Below are 17,297 nucleotides of genomic sequence, written 5' to 3'. Positions count from 1 at the left end.
ATTAAATTGAAGATAGATTTTGCCTCTAATCCCCCCTGCCCACCTTAATAAGGGGGGTGCCGATCCCCCCTTAATCCCCCCTTAATAAGGGGGGTGTCTGACAACTTTTAACACCTACCTACTTATGTTAGAAACTCCCCCTAAATATTCAGTTCTCGGTTTACCTGTTCATCTCCTCGATAACTACAGTCGTTGGTTAATTGATCGCGCCTATCAAGGTTTTGGTTCCCACGTTGTCACTCTTAATGCAGAAATGGCAATGTTAGGGGAAAATGATGCCAAAGTAGCCCAAGTTATTCGGGAAGCAGATTTAGTTATTCCCGACGGCGCTGGGATTGTTATTTACTTAAAATTAAGGGGTAAAAAACAAACCCGCTGCCCCGGTATTGAATTATCAGAATCCTTAATTACTGAGTTAGGAATGCAGGGAGAGAGTTTTCCTATTGCTTTTTTTGGTGGTCAACCGGGGATTACGGAAAAAGCGGCAAGTAATTGGCAAAAAAAGATACCTAATATCCGTATTCTGGCTAACCACGGTTATCTATCCTCCCAGGAAATGTCCGATTGGATCGAGGTATTAAAAGATCAACAACCGCGGTTAATTTTAGTTGGTTTAGGAGTACCCCGACAAGAATATTGGATTAGGGAACATCGATATCTCTGTCCCCAAGCTATCTGGGTAGGTGTGGGGGGCAGTTTTGATATCTGGTCCGGGACAAAAATCCGCGCCCCTCGCTTTTTCTGTGACAATAATTTAGAGTGGTTGTATCGACTCTATCAGGAACCTTGGCGCTGGAAAAGAATGTTAGCTTTACCTAAATTTTTCTGGCGCTCTCTTTTTTATTCCTAGCAATAAGTACCTAAGCAAAATTAATTACACATATCTAACCACCTCTTGCCTCTTGCCTCTTGCATGAGTGCCTATCTTCACTAGGAAATTTATTTTGCACGACTACTTAGTTATTATAAATTCTTTTCGATAAAGGCCATCACTCGCTCTAATCCTTCCCGTGTTTTTAAGTTTGTGAAGATAAAGGGTTTATCTCCGCGCATCTTTTTGGCATCTCTATCCATCACCCCTAAATCTGCCCCCACCATCGGGGCTAAATCTATTTTATTAATTACCAATAAATCCGATTTGGTGATACCCGGTCCTCCTTTGCGAGGGATTTTATCTCCGGCTGCCACGTCAATCACATAGATGGTTAAATCTACTAATTCGGGGCTAAAGGTTGCCGCTAAATTATCACCACCACTTTCCAGAAAAATTAACTTTAAGTTAGTAAATTTTCTCTCTAACTGTTCAATGGCAACTAAGTTAATTGAGGCATCTTCGCGAATAGCTGTATGGGGACATCCTCCCGTTTCTACTCCTAAAATTCTTTCCGGGTCTAAAGCTTGCGATCGCACTAAAAATTGGGCATCTTCTTGAGTATAAATGTCATTGGTGACTACGGCGATCGGATATTGATCCCGCAAATTTTTACACAGGGCATCGAGCAGGGCTGTTTTTCCTGAACCCACCGGACCGGCAATTCCCACGCGCAAGCAAGACATAGTTTTTTCGGGAAAAAGTGAAAAGGAAAGGGTTAAAAATTTTGGGGCTATCCGATAGAAAAAAGAGGGGTTCGCAGGGCGACACGGATTCCCATTATAATAAAAGGTTAACGCAAATCTGAGAATTTGTCAAGCCTTTTTGTCAATAAATTTGGGGAAATCATCGACAAAAAGATCACCAAAAGTCAGTGATTTGGTAGCCAAAATCCGTTAACATCTGCCTAAATAGGGGCAAACTTAAACCGATAACATTACTGTGACATCCCTCTAATCTTTCCACGAATAGACCCCCCTTTCCTTCTAGGGCAAAACAGCCGGCACATTTGAGGGGTTCTTCGGTGTCAACGTAGGCAATAATTGTTTCATCGCTGATATTGGCAAAGTGAACTTTAGTGATCCCACAACGAGTCAAAGTTTGATTATTAACTCGATCGATTAAAGCATGACCTGTATAGAGTGTACCCACCTGACCGCGCATTTTTTGCCAACGCTCGATCGCTTCTGATTTATCCTTGGGTTTGCCATAGACTTCCCCCGCTACTTCTAAAACGGAATCGCAACCAAGAATCAATCCTGTATCAAATTTAGGGGCGATCGTTTGCGCTTTACATTGGGCTAAAGTTTGGACAAGATGAAGAGTATCATCAGCATTAATTGTCGATTCATCAAAGTTACTCACTCGCACAATCGGATCGATTCCGATCATTTGTAATAGTTTTTTACGCGCAGGAGAAGCGGAAGCAAGAATCAAGGGAATGGACATAAGTTTTTTCAGTAAACAAGATAGGAGATAGTTAGGTAGGGTGGGTTAAGCAATGACAAATTATTAGACTTAATTATCAATTTATCTATTTGCCGTAACCCACCATCAGTAATCAGTAATCAGTAATCAGTAATCAGTTATTAGATTTGACTTTTAAGTGACAGTATTAAATAGAAGTTTCCCACTGTCTTTTCACTGTTTACTGATTACTGATTAAGTAAGTATTTTATCTTTAATTATAACCGGCTACCTAGTTGATGATAGGTGGTGCGTTACGACGGATTTTTACCTTTAAGTCAAAACAGGAATTTTTGCCGTCTAACGCACCCTACATTTTACTATTGCCTATTGCCAGTTTCCCTAACTAACCGAGAAAGAATCAACGATAGTTTCAAAGAGTTCTTGAATTTGCGTCCAACGTTTTTGGGAAGTGGAAAGATTAAAAGAATAGAGTTTATTATTATTAACCGTGACGCTGGCCAGATTATGACGTTCTTGGCCGTTGGCTAATTTAACTTGATATTCGAGGATATAATAATCTTGGCCGTCGATTTGATGGGATTCTGAGCGAATTAATTCTACTTCCTTATCAAGATTGGGGTTAAGACTGTTATTTTTCAGGAGACGATAGCCCACTTCCGAGGGTGTCCCTAAATCTGTTAAGGTTTTATTGTCGGGGACGGGGTTAATAATAACGCTTAAATTTTCGCTCGTTTCGATCAGGTCATGAAAAACCACATCTACTCCTGCAACTTTTTTCACATCCACCTGCGTCCAACCCTTAGGATATAAAAATTGATAGCCTTGGCTGCCACTGGTATATCCTTGCAGTCCAGCGATGGGAGTTGCACAAGCGGTGAAGAGGAGGGTGGTAATTAGGAGGAAAGTCGCCAAAAGAGATTTAATCATGATATTTTGACCTGTAAGTAGGGCTGTTTAATTTTACCTTGAATTGTTTAGGTGAACGGATTATGAAAATTAAGAAAAAATTGACAATTATTATAGCTATAGCGACTTTTTTACTGACTATCTCTCCCCTAAGCGCTCAAACTACCGCTAACCCCGTGAAAGCTGTAGAATTTTATAATCGGGGGGTGGATCGTTTAACCGCAGGGGATTATTCAGGTGCGATCGCAGATTTTACTCAAGCTCTACAATTAGAACCGAAGGATGCCGATGCTTACTATAATCGCGGCTATGCGGAGTTAGTTCTCGGCCAGTACGAGCGAGCGATCGCAGATTATACCCAGGCCTTGACAATCAACCCCAATTATGTTAACGCTCTCGGTAATCGTTGTTATGTGCATTATCTGACGAAAAAATACGAGGCAGCGGTGGAAGATTGCACAAAAGCGATCGCTTTAAACGGAAATTTTGCTGATTTCTTTATTTATCGCGGTAATGCTAAGGATGACTTGGGAAGACACCTAGAAGCGATCGAGGATTACACAAAAGCTTTGAGTTTACAGGGAACTAGAGGACAGGATCGCATTTTCTATAATCGCGCCTTGGCCTATAACCGAGCCGGACAGCAGGAAATGGCTTTAAGGGACTACAATGAGAGTCTGAAAATCAATGCTAATTTTGCCGAGGCGTACCACAATCGGGGTTTAACCCATTATAAATTGGGAAACAGGGAAAAAGCGATCGCTGATTTAGAGGCAGCAGCTCGTCTAGCGTTATCTCAGGGTAAACAGGGGACTGCGGCTAAGTCTCAGTCAGCAGTGGCATTAATTCAGGGTCAAAAGCCCTAAAATAGGGAGTAGTTGTGATATTAGCGGTAAAGAGGAGTGAAAGGGGCTAAATCGCAACTACGAGGGACTAAATTTTAGCCAGCTTGAGATGCGTAAAAAGCGACGGCTAACAGTCCACCGACAAGTGTGATCGCAGCAACACCCCAGAAAAGATAATTACGTTGTTGCGATTTAGTGGGGGGATCCGCTTGATAAACTTTCGGTTCGGCGGCGAAATTATTTAAGCGTCCACCTTCTTCATTTGTATAAGGCATAATCAAAACCTCAAATATGACAATTTTTCAGGAAAAAAATCCTCTTATTACAATCGTACAACATATTAGCAACCGAGTCGGGGATGTGGGTGTGGGAAATTCTCACGGGGATAACAATTCTTAGTCTTGGGGTAACTGCCGGACTCTGCTACTTTTATTGGCGATCGCATTTCCACTGATTGAAACTGCGAAAACAAGTTAAAAAAAGTCAATCATACCAAATCCGTTTTTAATACTATAATAATGATCCTTGAATATAAGTATTGCTTCTTTCTTTTTTAAATCTTTTAAATCTCTCTGCAGCTATCTCGCAATAGTCTTGTCGAATTTCAAAACCCACAAAAATTCTTCCTAATCCCAAGGCCGCTATTCCCGTAGAACAAGAACCAGCAAAGGGATCAAGAATTATTTCTACGGGATTAGATGAAGCTTGTATAATTCTCTCGACAATTGCTAAAGGAAATTGTGCGGGATGTCCGGTTCTTTCCTTAGAACTGCGCTTTTCTCCTGTAGTGACTTTAGGAACTTCCCACACATCAGAAGGATTTTTGCCGAGGGGATTACAACGATATTTACCATTTTTCTTTTGATTGGGATACTTAACGTTAGGGTCACGAATATTATCTAAGTTAAAAGTATATTCTTGGCAATTTTTGAGATAAAAAAGCCATTTTTCATTGCGAGGACTAAGACGATTTTTTGTAGAAACACCAGCCCCATATTTCCAGACAATTTCTTGTAAAAGATAAAAGGGAGACTTATCCCAAAGAAGATAGGGAATCGGAACACATAATCCCTTTTCTGGTACTTCTAAATAACCAACATTTAGCCAAAAAGCACCGTTATCTTGAGTAATCTGATAAATTTGCCCCAGCCAATTAGCACACCAATCAACATAGTCATTGATTGAAAGAACTCGTTCATATTCTTTGCCAATATTATAAGGTGGTGATGTAACAGTGAGGTCAATTTTTATGTCACTATGAGATAGTTTAGACAAAAAGTCTGTGGCATCTCCTTGATAAAGAATAAAGCCGTTGTCCGAGTAAAAAGGTTGACCAAGATGACTAACCAGAATTTCTTTAAGAGAATTAAATTTGTTGGCTCTATCTTTTTCTAACTCTGGAGAAAATGGCTGTAGTAAGGAGGAAGGAGCAATCTGAGTTGATTGATGATCGACAATTCCCTCTGCTAGATAAGAGTTTTGTTCCTTGCTGGCAATTGGACGAGACTCATCTTCCCTAGACGATAGTTTTTTTTGTTTCCCCTGGGACTCTACAACCATAATTTCAAAGGACAGGTAAGTATTTTGATAGTTTCAATTATGCCCTTATTTTACCAAAATATCACTGGAGTTGTGCTTAATTTAATAACTTTTGTAATCATTCTCCTTCCCTTACCCTGGATGGGGAGGTAGAACCCCACCAAGAGTTAAAGATTGACTGATAAGGCAGCGAGTTTTCCTTGAAAAATCTCAACTGAGTAGATTGATAATTAGGAGATGCACCCGAAAATTATCCCTAAAATGGTGGTAAATAACCCATGGCATTTTTGACTCGATCGAGAGTTTGATTGGCCACCGCTTCTGCTTTGAGACGACCTTGCCGTAAAACTGTGGCTAAATAATCTTTATCCTCTCTAATTTCGGCGTATTTTTCCTGAATAGGTTGCAGAGATTCTATGGTGACTTCTGTTAACATCGGTTTAAATTGTCCCCAACCTAAATCGGCACATTCTCCCGCGACCACCTCTTGACTTTTTCCCGATAAAATGCTATAGAGAGTTAATAAATTATGGCATTCGGGACGCTCTGGATCATCGAAAGTTAAACCCTTAACTAGATCGGTTTTACAGCGTTTAATTTTCTTGGCAATGACATCGGGACTATCGAGAATATTAATCCGACTCATCTCGGAAGGATCGGATTTAGACATTTTATTCCGGCCATCAGTTAAGCTCATCACCCGCGCTCCTTCCTTGCGGATCATCGGATCGGGGAGTTTTAAAATTGGTTGTTTCGGTTGCCCAAAAAGATGATTAATTCTAACAGCTATGTCGCGGGTTAATTCTAAATGTTGTTTTTGATCTTCTCCCACGGGTACTTTATCGGCATCGTAGAGTAGGATATCGGCAGCCATCAGCACGGGATAATCGAGTAAACCTGTGCCAACATTTTCCCCCTGTTTAATTGCTTTTTCTTTAAATTGAATCATATCGGTTAACCAATTTAAAGGGGTGATACAATTCAATAACCAAGTTAATTCTGTATGAGCTTTAACGTGGGATTGGACAAAGATCGTCGCATATTCTAAATCAATTCCGCAGGCTAAATATAGAGCGGCAATTGCTAAAGTATCCTCCGCAAGAGTGGCGGGATTATGGGGAACGGTGATCGCGTGTAAATCGACCACACAAAAGAAATTATCGTAGTCTTTTTGTCCCTCCACCCAATTGCGGATCGCACCGAGATAATTGCCTAAATGTAAATTGCCAGTTGGTTGCACACCAGATAAGATTCTTTGTTTACCCATAACTCATGCGATCGCTTTTTTTCATGATTTCATTGTATCAGTTTTTGCAGCTAATTTCATCCTAAATCCAATTGGGAAAAATCATTCTCAGATAATAATCCCGCACTGACAGGGGAATGCCTAAATAAATTGGTAGCCAATGGATAAAAGCAAAAATTATCAAAATTATCAGCGAGCGTGAGCCATTTTTATAAATAGGACTGTAACTTTCTAAACCATCGGCTAAGAGCCAAGCTAGGGCAATCCAAGTGAAGCTATAGGCAGCCATATAATGATAGAGAAAAGTACAGCGACTAATTTTTAACCAGGGCAGCAGATTGGCAATATAGTTACAGATAAGATAGGCAGAAATTACTCGCTCTTTTCGGTTAAATAATCGACTAAAAACCACTAGAATTGCTCCCGTAGAAAACCACCACAAAAACGGATTACCCATAGCGTGAACATCATAAATTTTATCACCTACTCTCTTAAAATAATAAGCCACAGGTCGCCCCATTACTAACCAACTATACCAGGGAGAACAATAGGGATGAACATCAGATTGATTGCCCTTTATTCTCTGATGAAATGACCAAATTTCTTGATGTACTTGCCAAAAATTATATTGATGGTTGACGAGAAGATGAGGTATCCACAGCAAACTATAGGTAACTAGGGGAAAGACAATTAAAGCGATAAAAATGTCCTCTAATCTCAGGTTAGTTACCTTTGTCCAAAGATGATCTTTTGACTGCTCTTGATTAAATAATTTTATTAACCAAGCAATACCGATAAAAATAAATATTCCCAGTAAAAACCCTAAGCCATTCCATTTAATATTTGCCGCTAAACCGAAAGAAACTCCCGATAATAATAACCAATTGAGGTTTGAATTTTTCTGGAGTGCTAATAAAAAAAATAATTGTCCAGACAAACCGAATAAAATTAAGTAAATATTATTGAGAGCATAGCGGGATTCCACCAGAAATAATCCGTCTAAACTAGCGAGAAAAGTTGTGATTAAAAATACAGTTTTTCTCTGGATTAATTGATAAGCAATTCCCCCAATAATTAGGGGAATAAAAGAACCAGTGAAAGCATTTAACCAGCGATAACTAAAAGTTGAGCGCAGGGAACCCGTTAAATTATTAATGGCTTCAGGAGCGGCAGGAAAATGGGAACCAATCCAGATACTAATAGCAATTAAATATTGACTTAACGGTGGGTGCGACTGGAAAAATTCTTTACCGATTAGATATTCATTGCCGTATTTAGCATAATAAACTTCATCGAAAACAAGAGTATTAAACTGACTGAGATTCCAGAATCTTATTCCTAGGGAAAATACAAATATTCCTAGGATAGATAGGTTAAATTTTACTTGAGAATTCATGGAAAGATAATAGTTATGATAACTGGGAATTTTCTGTTAAACACAAGCGAAATTCTTTGACAGCAAGACGGGGATTAGGATGGTTGACGTATTCGGCTAATAATTCTAAATTTAAATCCGGTAATAAAGCACTTTTAGGGATTAAAATATATTCGCCATTCTCTTGCAAAGAATAAATTTTTAACTGATTATCTTGCCAAAACCAAACCTCTTGAGTTCCTAATCTTTGATAAACTTCTAAAACTTTCAGGCTGCCACTGGTTAAGATGATTTCAATCGCCAAATCAGGAAACTCTTTTTCTGTAAATAAACAAAAACATTCATCTGGTTCTTTTCCCGCTTCTTTTTCCTGTTTTCGCAAAGTGGTGGAACCTAATCCCCAGAAATCAATTTCAGCATATTCTAAATAAACTTCTACCAATCTACCGATATTTTTTTTGCTAACTTCGTGACGACGACTAGGAGCCATAATTTCTACCATTCCATCTAGGTAAGTAATGCGATAACTGGAACTATCTTCTAAATGTTTTAAGAGGGTTTCGTACTGTTGCCAATTAACCCCAGAAATAAACATTCTTTGTTCAGGATCATTAGCTTTTAACTCGAAATCTTCTAATCCTTGTAACCGAATCGTAGTCATCATAAAATTAATTACCTCATCTATTTTACTTAATTACTCAGGAAGACTTATTTTGATTTCTTCTGGCGTTAATTTTAGCGCGTAAAATCCTAACTTTATAGGGATCGGCATCTTTTCGCCACAGAATCTGATAGCCCTTGATTGTAGCACAATGCTCCTCTAAACATTTTTGCCAACCCTGTAAACGTTCGATCGCTTTTCTATCTTCTAACAATCCCCAATCCTTTTCTAATTGAGTTAAGCGAACCAATTTATCATAGTTGGGATAATCCGCCGTTACTAAAAGCTCTTTTTCGTGTAGAATTGGCGGATTAGGACTATCCTGGTAATCGCGAAAACTAAAATCAGCCGAACCTAAATATACATCCATGCTAGTAGCTAAAATCGGATGAATTTCTGTATCAAAATTGGGGTAATAGAGATAGGAAATTTTGGGTTGACGAAAAGATAAACGAACAACGTTAGCATTTTCTAACCGTCCGATAGTTTGACTAGCACAACCTTCATATAAGCGTAATAACATCGGTAATTTTTCCAAAACGCTAATATGAATAGTTAGGGAATAACGGGAAAGTTTGCCTAAGGAACTATTTTCACAATTACGAGCGATCGCTGCCAAATTTCCCGCACTTATTAACACTTCTTCTGCTAAAGCGCAAGCATTGCGATAACTGCCAAATAAAGCTTTAAAATCGGCACGGGTAGCGGGGGATAATTCCCGTACTTTCGGACAGTGGCTAAATTGACTTAAAGCTAAATAAAGTAAAAGATCGGCGCGTCTTTTGTCGGCAATTATCTCCCATTCTTCCCCTTCTGTTACTTGTAGAATCACTTGAAAAGCGCGTCTAAAAGTGCCAAATTCTGCCTTAATTTCTTCCTCTTGTAATAATTCTCCCGCGACGGGTAAACGTCCCTGCTGGGTGTAAAATTCCATCAGGGGAGTCAATAAATCTTCGTAATCTTCAAAGCATTTGAGATGGGTTTTAATTTTAGGAGTGGCAGTGCGGGAACGACATCTCGATAAACGAAAAATTTCGGCTTTTTCTTCCTCTCGAAAAACCAGATAAATTCCCAAAGTTATTGGAATAGAATCAACCCCCAAAGTGCTATCAATATACTGTTTTAGTTCTTCCTGTTGATAGTATTTTTGAAAAGTATTGCGACGAGTTATAATTCCATCTTCATAAGCCATTAAACCCCGTTCGCTATCATCAATTAGTATCTGTGCCGAAACAATTAAAACTTGACGGGTTAATTGCCAAGCTTTTAATAAAGCTTCTTGCCGTTCTTCGGCGGATTCAATAACATTAATTACATAGCCTAAATTAACAATATCAGATTCAATTAAAGGACTATCGGGACGATAATAAGGATCCCAACCTTCACTTTGATAACCCTGTTCAGCTATGCGTTCTATATCACCTCCATAACCACAACCGTAATCAAAAAAAGTGGTTTCAGGAAGAAATAATCCCGCCGCTAATGCTAATCTTGCCGGACGAGAAAGGGTTTTGCGAACAAGAGCAGCTTTGTGGCGATCAATTATTATTGATTTTTCCCTTTGTCCCTCTAGATTACAAACTAAATAATCTCCTGCAAAATCAAGGTGATGCTTTCTTAAAAGCCGTTGCCATTCCTGTTTAGTACCGATGGGATAAGAACTGTTTAAAAGTCCTAAAGCACTTTCGATTTTTGTGAGATGCTCGAATTCTTCATAAAGGGGATAGTCCCTAGTAACAAAAGTTTCTTTTCGGTGTAAAATGGGCGGATTATCAGCATTTTGATAATTCCATTCATTCAAGATTAATGTCCCCATATCTACCACTAAACTTTTAGTTAAAACTGGGTGAGGTTCCCGATCAAAATCGGGATAAAAAAGATAGGATATTTTCGGTTTATCGGTACTAAATTTAATTATTGTTGCCTCGGATAAATGCTGATTAATTCTTGCTTGTTGTTCGTAATTCTGGAGGATAGGATCCAATTGATGTAATGCTTCTCTATGAACATAAAGCGCCCCCGGTAATAGTTTACCGATGGGACTAACTTGACACAGTTGCACGATTAAGGCGAAATTCTCAGCCATGGCAATTAATCTGTCTAATGACAAATTCTAGAGACAGAAAAAACTAAATAAATCTAGTTAAATGAACCCGATAGCGCTCTTTTTTGGTCACAGTAACCTCACCCACTTCTAGACGACCTTTTCCCCGAAAAGAAATCAAATCACCAGTTTTAACATTATAACTAGATTGACTGATATCTTTCCAGTTAACTCGCACATCCCCAGCGCTAATTGCTTCGGCCATTTTACTGCGAGAAATGCCAAAACCCGCCGAGGCGATCGCATCTAAACGTAAGGAAGCTTCCACCGTATTAATTTCTTTTTTTTGCGGTGGTCTAACTTTTAATTCCGCCAAAGGAATCAGGCTAGTTTTCACGGGAACCGAACGCACTTGTCGCAAATTAGCAGATAAAAAATCTGCCAATTCAGGCACTACAATTGCCTGCGCTCCTCGCTCACCTAAAACAATTATATCGCCGACTTTTTCCCGGACGATACCCGTCCCCAACATCGCCCCTAAAAAATCCCGATGGTTAGCGGTATCAAAAAGAAAATTACCGGCAATATCAAGGGCAGATAGGGGAATATCTGTTACTGTCAAAGGTAGATCAACTCTAGCAATACCGAGGCGCTGTCTTTCTGCTTGGGGATAACCGCCCCATTTTTGCATTGACACATCGGTTAAACGCTGAAAAACCCGTTCTACTTCCGCTAAAACCGCGGGAGAAAGAAAGTCTGTCACCGTCACTTCCCAAGTCTTAATCGCTTGTTCGGCTTTATCAATAACTTTCGCTATGTCCTCGCGGTTCTCGACACCCTTTAGTAATTCTTCTCTTGGTAACATTGTTTTGTGGTAATTAATCAAAAATTCTTAGGAAAAAATCAAATGACCGATAACTTATTCCTAATAAGTACCTAGGCAAAATTATTTACACATGACGATCATTGCCCCGTAAGGGTTTTAGCTCGATCAGGCAGGTAATTAATTTTGCATGACTACTTAACCGTTCACCCTTCTAGGGCGTATCCTTGCAGATTTTCGGGGTTAAATTGACGGAGTATAAGAGTCGCTTGATTTTTCAGGTTTTCCGAACCCTGCACGATAATAATATATTTTCCGGCACCGAGACGATTGCGATAGGGAAGTGCATCGCCACTGCCGGACGATAAACCCACGCCGCCACCGACAAAAATACTGCCCATCGCCCCCCCAATCGCCCCGGCAATGCCGCCCACGATATGATTGCCCGGTTCTCCGGCCCAATCAAAGGTATGCAATCCCGTAATCAGGTTAAAAAGGTAGCCCCCGGCAAAACCGAAGGGAATTAGCCAAAAAGCCATGAGAGTAGCCCGTTTTTTGGCCTGTTGGAAGGGATCGATCAAACCGAACTCATCGGCACTTTTATAGCCGCGACCGAGAATGGTCACTTGAGATTGGGGAATTCCCGCTTTTTCGAGGGCAACGGCAGCTTCTTCTGCTTCTATGCGATCAGCTAACACGGCAATGAGATAATTCATATTCTCCAACTTTTTAGGCTATCTTCATCTCCTATTGTAAGGATTTTGGGGACTGAAAAGCCGCTCGATCGAGAAAATATGCAAGGGGATGGGAAAAAATTATTTTATTTGGCTTATTTCTGGCAATAATTGACCATAAAGATTAAGGGAGATAGTTATCATCTTTAAGGACATTTTTTTCGCTAAAAAGAAACCCCCATTTTGCCTCAACCTAGAAGGACAGCCACAATCACTACTTTAGGCCAATTATCATTATTAACAAGAAGTTTTTGGGGATTATTATCATTGGTATCAGACTGTCAAGCTTGACTCACTTGTGTCATTATTTTAATGTTATCCCGGTTCACTCCTGACGTAAAAACTAAAAAATAGGTTAGAGTTCCGGCAATGATAGCGGCTCTCTTATTTTTTGTGTGGTCAGTTTAACTTATATAGTAGTGATCGATCTTTGTGTCCTCTGTGTCTGGAGTGGTTCGTTCCACTCACTCACCCGCAAGACTGTATCTTAGAATACATTTTACCCACCAAACCTAAGAGAGCCTGATAGCTAGTCTTCAGTGAAACCCCAGCAGTTTTTGGGTAGTGGGTGAGAACCCTCCTGCAGCCACTCCAACCAATCCGACTTTAGTTGTGGGTTCTGGAATGGTTTCCCCGCGTTCTTGCAAAACTTCAAGGTAAAGTTCAATCGCTTCTTTAATATTTTCCTGAACCTCTTCAAAGGTATCTCCAATGGTTTGCTCAAGGATTACTCAGGATACTGACGCGGACTTTTTCACCATTTTGCAAAGGTTTACTACTATTAACGACGAAACGCTCCCCCGGTTCAAGTCCAGTGATAATTTCTACTTGACCGTCAAGCGCTTGACCGAGACGAACGGGACGTTTTTCTACTTGCGAGTTCTCCTCGGAAAGGACGAAAATGGCCGAGGATTCCCCTTGACTGACAATTGCTGTTTCGGGAACAATCACCTGCGCGGCAGAATTATTATTAAACCGCACCCGGGCCAATAATCCTCCTTTAATTAAACCATCCCCATTGGCTAGAGTAATCTCCACGGGAATCCGCCGGGCCGTGCCTTGGCTGAGGGGAAAAATCTTGGTGATGCGACCGGAAAAATTTCTATTACCGAAAGCATCAAGGCTGACATTAACCGTTTGTCCTAAATTAATCGTTTTTAAGTCCAATTCCGATAATAATACTACTACCTTGACCTGTTTAAAATCACCAATTTTGAGGACTTCATCGCCGATACTGACTAAATCCCCCGGCTCTTTCAGTTTTTCGATAACTATCCCCGTCGCCGGCGATTTAAGAATAGCGTAGGCCTGACGTTGTTGTTCCTGAGCGATGACCGATTTTTGGGCGGCAATTCTGCCGATAATTGCCGCCACTACCTGCTCCTCCACTTTAATTCTCGATCTTGCGCTATTAACGGCTTTTAAAGCCACTGCCGCCGCAGTTTGGGCTGTTTCGCCCTGTTGTAGGGGAATCGCTCCTTCTAGGGCTAATTTTTGCAGGCGCTCGGCATCATTTTTGGCCTGTTGGTATTGTAGTTGTAGGCGCTGCACTTCAATTTCAGCGTTACTGACTTCAATTCTTGCCCGGGCTAATTCGGCTTCTAGGGCCGACAGGGCGGCTTTTTCTTGCCGGACAACGGTGGCAAGGAGACGATCATCAATATGGGCGAGGATTTGTCCTAATTGCACCTCATCTCCCACATCGACGAGGAGATTGAGTAACTGACCGGTGGCTTGCGATCGCAGAGAAACGACTTTTAAAGGTCGGGTAGTTCCCGTGTAATCGAGATTGCCTCCTCTGGTTGCTGGTTTAGCCGTGGTGACGTTGACGGTGGTAGTACGGGCTGCCGGTGGCGGTGGCTGGGTTTCGGTCCGGGGAGAACAACTGGCACTGAAGGTTAAGATAACAAGAGCGGAAAGGATAATCGGAGTCGATCCCATGGCGATAGTCCTAGTAGAAAGCCGCTTTTGAGTCGATGGTGGCTTATTCTTCGTCCCAAGCTTCTACCGCTACCACTTCACTGAGAGGGTCTTGCATGGAGAAACCGAAATCGAGCAACTCTTGCTTCCAGTAAGTCCACTCATCTCCGTATAAAAGAGCCAGTTTCCAGATACTATCGCTAGGTTTGACTACTTTTGCATCTATCCACTTGCTAGCCTTGCGTTGAAACTTCACCATCGGGTGAGCTACAGCTTGTTTGGTCATAAATTCAATTGCTATGAATACTTCAGATTTTGCGCTTCCCGACTAAACTAACTCAAGACTAAAACTTTTGCCCTTACAAAGGATCGAGAAGCGCATTTATTAACTCACTTTTACACCATATCTGTGGTTTTAGGCAAGTCTTTTTGAGCAAAAGTACGGTAATTACTACTATAGATTAGTATAACCGGAGGCCACAATCATGGAGCCGATGCCTCGATCGGTGAAAATTTCCAGTAAAAGGGCATGGGGAAGACGACCATCGATAATATGAGCAGCTTGAACTCCCTGAGCCAGCGATCGCACACAGCAGCTAACTTTGGGAATCATCCCGCCGGCAACGATGCCTTTTTGAATCAACTCCCGGGCCTGTTGGATATCTAATTTAGCCAATAAAGTGGAAGGATCCTTATAATTCTCTAAAATTCCGGCTGTATCGGTCATCAAAATCAGTTTAGCTGCCCCTAAAGCTGCCGCTATTTCTCCGGCTACCGTATCGGCATTGATATTATGAGCTTGGCCGGTTTCATCGGCGGCCACACTAGAAATCACGGGAATATAGCCACTATTGACCAAGGATTCGACGACGCTAGTATCGACACTGCTCACTTCTCCCACAAAACCAATGCCCTCTTTACCCACGGGACGAGCAGTGATCAGATTACCATCCTTACCGCATAATCCTACCGCTTTACCGCCAGCTTGATTGATCAGGGCAACAATTTCTTTATTGACGCGTCCCACTAGCACCATTTCTACCACATCCATGGTGGCGGCATCGGTGACGCGTAAACCGTCTTTAAATTGGGGTTCAATACCTAATCTATCCAGCCAACTATTGATTTCCGGACCGCCACCGTGGACAATAACGGGACGAACCCCCACACAGGAGAGAAAAACGATATCTCGCATCACCGTGTCTTTGATATCGCTGTTATTCATGGCCGCACCACCGTATTTAACCACTACAGTACGACCGCGAAATTCTTGTATATAGGGTAGGGCTTCGCTGAGGATTTTCACCCGTTGGGCATCGTTTTCGTGGGTATTATTGTTCATGGGTTTTTTTACCTGTCTGATTCAGTGATCAGTTTAGCGGTTTCGGGTTTGACAAAAACTGTTCACCTTGAACGGATTGCTAGAAAGTCTTAGAATTGCCGAATTTTTCGACGCAACGGACAAAAATCTCGACTCCCATGGTTAACACCGATTCATCAAAATCAAAGCGGGGATGATGGTGGGGATAGGCTAATCCTAATTCGGGATTGGCAGACCCCAAGAAGAAATAACAGCCGGGTACTTCCTGTAAAAAGAAGGACATATCTTCCCCTCCCATGGTTTGACATTCGGGAACGATTCCGGCTGGGGTTTCCACCACTTGTGCGGCGATTGAGCGCACTAATTCCGCCATCTGATCATGATTGATTACCGGGGGATACAATTGCCAGTAATCGAATTGATAACTAGCCCCCTGACTTTGACAGATGCCCCCGATAATTTCTTCCATCCGTTGTCGGAAATAGCCCCCTAACTGGGGATTGAAATAGCGCACCGTCCCACTGAGATTAGCACTATCGGCGATCACGTTTCTAGCGCTTCCCGCCGCTAATTTACCCACAGTCACTACGGCGGCATCGAGGGGGTTAAGGTTGCGGGCGACGATAGTTTGCAGGGCGTTGACGATTTGGGCCGCCACCAGTAGTGAATCGACGGTTTGATGGGGAATTGCCCCGTGGCCGCCCCGGCCTTGAATCTGGAGATCGAAACATTCCACCGCCGCCATTAAGGCCCCATTTTTCACGCCTACTGTCCCTAAAGGCAGATTATTCCAGAGGTGTAGCCCGATAATTCCCTCCACGTCGGGATTTTTCAGCACTCCCGCTTCGATCATCGGTTTTGCACCCCCCGGCCCCTCTTCGGCGGGTTGGAAAATAATTTTTACGATCCCCTTGACATCGTGACAGTTTTGTGCTAGGTAAACTGCTGTGCCGAGGGCGATCGCTGTGTGACCATCGTGACCACAGGCGTGCATCTGGCCCGGATGTTGGGAACGATAGGGGACTTGGTTTTCTTCGGCGATCGGTAGTGCATCCATATCGGCCCGCAGGGCTAAAACTGGCCCCGGTTGACTGCCTGCGATGGTGGCGACAATTCCGGTGCCGGCGATGCCGGTTTGATGGTCAATTCCATATTTAGTCAGGGTTTGACTGATTAAGGAGGCGGTGAGATGTTCTTGAAAGCCTAGTTCTGGTTTTTGGTGTATTTGTCGGCGCCAGTGGACTAATTGCGGCTGCAGAGAACGAATAGCAAGGCGAATTTGAGCGCCATTCAAGCTATTAGGAACGGGAAAGGAGGAAATCATCAGGTTCGGACGGCTAGTTTTTTTGATCACTGGTTTCTAGTTTAACTTCAGGAGGCGGTCGGCGGTCGTCAGGAGATAGGGTGATAGGGTTTTGGGGTGATAGGGTTTTGGGGTGATAAGCTAAAACGCACTTAAACCACCTAAAATAGAAATAGTAACTTGAGAAAAATCCTACTTATGCCAGCCAAAGATTTCCTAGACTTAGAAGAAAAGAAAAACTTACAAAAAGCTCTTAAAGAAGAAGAAAGAGCAGAGGT

At 41.8% G+C, this 17,297-nt stretch carries 18 protein-coding genes; 2 read left to right on the top strand and 16 right to left on the bottom strand.

Features of this window, described 5'->3' with window-relative positions:
* Window positions 1-124: 124 nt before the first annotated feature.
* Complete coding sequence (locus IM509_RS06605) at window positions 125-850, top strand: WecB/TagA/CpsF family glycosyltransferase (protein WP_185236979.1); 726 nt, start codon at window positions 125-127, stop codon at window positions 848-850.
* Between the two features lie 113 nt (window positions 851-963).
* Here IM509_RS06605 and ureG read toward each other — a convergent pair whose 3' ends face one another.
* The 3 genes from ureG to psbP all read right to left on the bottom strand — a co-directional run bounded on the left by ureG (window position 964) and on the right by psbP (window position 3,229).
* A complete protein-coding gene (ureG, locus tag IM509_RS06600) occupies window positions 964-1,557 on the bottom strand; it encodes an urease accessory protein UreG (protein WP_185236978.1) in 594 nt (197 codons plus the stop codon).
* A 175-nt stretch (window positions 1,558-1,732) separates the two neighbouring features.
* Window positions 1,733-2,320 (bottom strand): Maf family protein, encoded by a 588-nt coding sequence (locus IM509_RS06595; RefSeq protein WP_185236977.1) that lies wholly within the window; start codon window positions 2,318-2,320, stop codon window positions 1,733-1,735.
* Between the two features lie 360 nt (window positions 2,321-2,680).
* Entirely contained in the window at window positions 2,681-3,229 is a 549-nt protein-coding gene (gene psbP / locus IM509_RS06590; RefSeq protein ID WP_008205525.1) for a photosystem II reaction center PsbP, read from the bottom strand.
* A 62-nt stretch (window positions 3,230-3,291) separates the two neighbouring features.
* On the opposite strand from psbP, the gene IM509_RS06585 reads away from it, so the two are divergent.
* On the top strand, window positions 3,292-4,074 hold the full coding sequence (locus tag IM509_RS06585; RefSeq protein ID WP_072924154.1) for a tetratricopeptide repeat protein: 783 nt from the start codon (window positions 3,292-3,294) through the stop codon (window positions 4,072-4,074).
* Window positions 4,075-4,148: 74 nt separating this feature from the next.
* Here IM509_RS06585 and psb34 read toward each other — a convergent pair whose 3' ends face one another.
* From psb34 to IM509_RS06520, 13 genes are all read right to left on the bottom strand, one after another.
* Window positions 4,149-4,328 carry a photosystem II assembly protein Psb34 gene (gene psb34, locus IM509_RS06580; RefSeq protein ID WP_002732326.1) on the bottom strand — a complete coding sequence of 60 codons (180 nt, stop codon included), beginning with the start codon at window positions 4,326-4,328 and terminating at the stop codon, window positions 4,149-4,151.
* A 235-nt stretch (window positions 4,329-4,563) separates the two neighbouring features.
* Entirely contained in the window at window positions 4,564-5,613 is a 1,050-nt protein-coding gene (locus IM509_RS06575; protein ID WP_185236976.1) for a DNA-methyltransferase, read from the bottom strand.
* A gap of 235 nt (window positions 5,614-5,848) precedes the next feature.
* The gene (gene trpS / locus IM509_RS06570) at window positions 5,849-6,859 is read right to left on the bottom strand and encodes a tryptophan--tRNA ligase (protein ID WP_072924156.1); all 1,011 of its coding nucleotides are present in this window, start codon (window positions 6,857-6,859) and stop codon (window positions 5,849-5,851) included.
* Between the two features lie 61 nt (window positions 6,860-6,920).
* A complete protein-coding gene (locus tag IM509_RS06565; RefSeq protein ID WP_185236975.1) occupies window positions 6,921-8,234 on the bottom strand; it encodes a dolichyl-phosphate-mannose--protein mannosyltransferase in 1,314 nt (437 codons plus the stop codon).
* Between the two features lie 13 nt (window positions 8,235-8,247).
* On the bottom strand, window positions 8,248-8,877 hold the full coding sequence (locus IM509_RS06560) for a Uma2 family endonuclease (RefSeq protein ID WP_042790367.1): 630 nt from the start codon (window positions 8,875-8,877) through the stop codon (window positions 8,248-8,250).
* Window positions 8,878-8,911: 34 nt separating this feature from the next.
* On the bottom strand, window positions 8,912-10,960 hold the full coding sequence (locus tag IM509_RS06555) for a DNA phosphorothioation-associated putative methyltransferase (protein WP_185236974.1): 2,049 nt from the start codon (window positions 10,958-10,960) through the stop codon (window positions 8,912-8,914).
* 43 nt (window positions 10,961-11,003) lie between these two features.
* Window positions 11,004-11,783, bottom strand: coding sequence for a photosystem II electron transport protein, Sll1252 family (locus IM509_RS06550; RefSeq protein WP_052277138.1), 780 nt, complete (start codon window positions 11,781-11,783; stop codon window positions 11,004-11,006).
* 164 nt (window positions 11,784-11,947) lie between these two features.
* Window positions 11,948-12,457 carry a hypothetical protein gene (locus IM509_RS06545; protein WP_052277139.1) on the bottom strand — a complete coding sequence of 170 codons (510 nt, stop codon included), beginning with the start codon at window positions 12,455-12,457 and terminating at the stop codon, window positions 11,948-11,950.
* 554 nt (window positions 12,458-13,011) lie between these two features.
* Complete coding sequence (locus tag IM509_RS06540) at window positions 13,012-13,143, bottom strand: hypothetical protein (protein WP_249264815.1); 132 nt, start codon at window positions 13,141-13,143, stop codon at window positions 13,012-13,014.
* Between the two features lie 52 nt (window positions 13,144-13,195).
* On the bottom strand, window positions 13,196-14,416 hold the full coding sequence (locus tag IM509_RS06535) for an efflux RND transporter periplasmic adaptor subunit (protein WP_052277141.1): 1,221 nt from the start codon (window positions 14,414-14,416) through the stop codon (window positions 13,196-13,198).
* 43 nt (window positions 14,417-14,459) lie between these two features.
* Window positions 14,460-14,681, bottom strand: a complete 222-nt coding sequence (locus IM509_RS06530; RefSeq protein WP_002789177.1) for a DUF4327 family protein — start codon at window positions 14,679-14,681, stop codon at window positions 14,460-14,462.
* Window positions 14,682-14,849: 168 nt separating this feature from the next.
* Window positions 14,850-15,737 carry an acetylglutamate kinase gene (gene argB / locus IM509_RS06525; RefSeq protein WP_052277142.1) on the bottom strand — a complete coding sequence of 296 codons (888 nt, stop codon included), beginning with the start codon at window positions 15,735-15,737 and terminating at the stop codon, window positions 14,850-14,852.
* A 79-nt stretch (window positions 15,738-15,816) separates the two neighbouring features.
* Window positions 15,817-17,040 (bottom strand): M20 family metallopeptidase, encoded by a 1,224-nt coding sequence (locus tag IM509_RS06520; protein ID WP_052277143.1) that lies wholly within the window; start codon window positions 17,038-17,040, stop codon window positions 15,817-15,819.
* Window positions 17,041-17,297: the final 257 nt, after the last annotated feature.

This window comes from Microcystis sp. M31BS1, from assembly GCF_020245285.1.
GTDB classification, from domain to species: Bacteria; Cyanobacteriota; Cyanobacteriia; order Cyanobacteriales; family Microcystaceae; genus Microcystis; species Microcystis panniformis.
The sequence above is the reverse complement of the archived record's forward strand: the minus strand, read 5'-3'. Positions and strand labels throughout refer to the sequence as shown.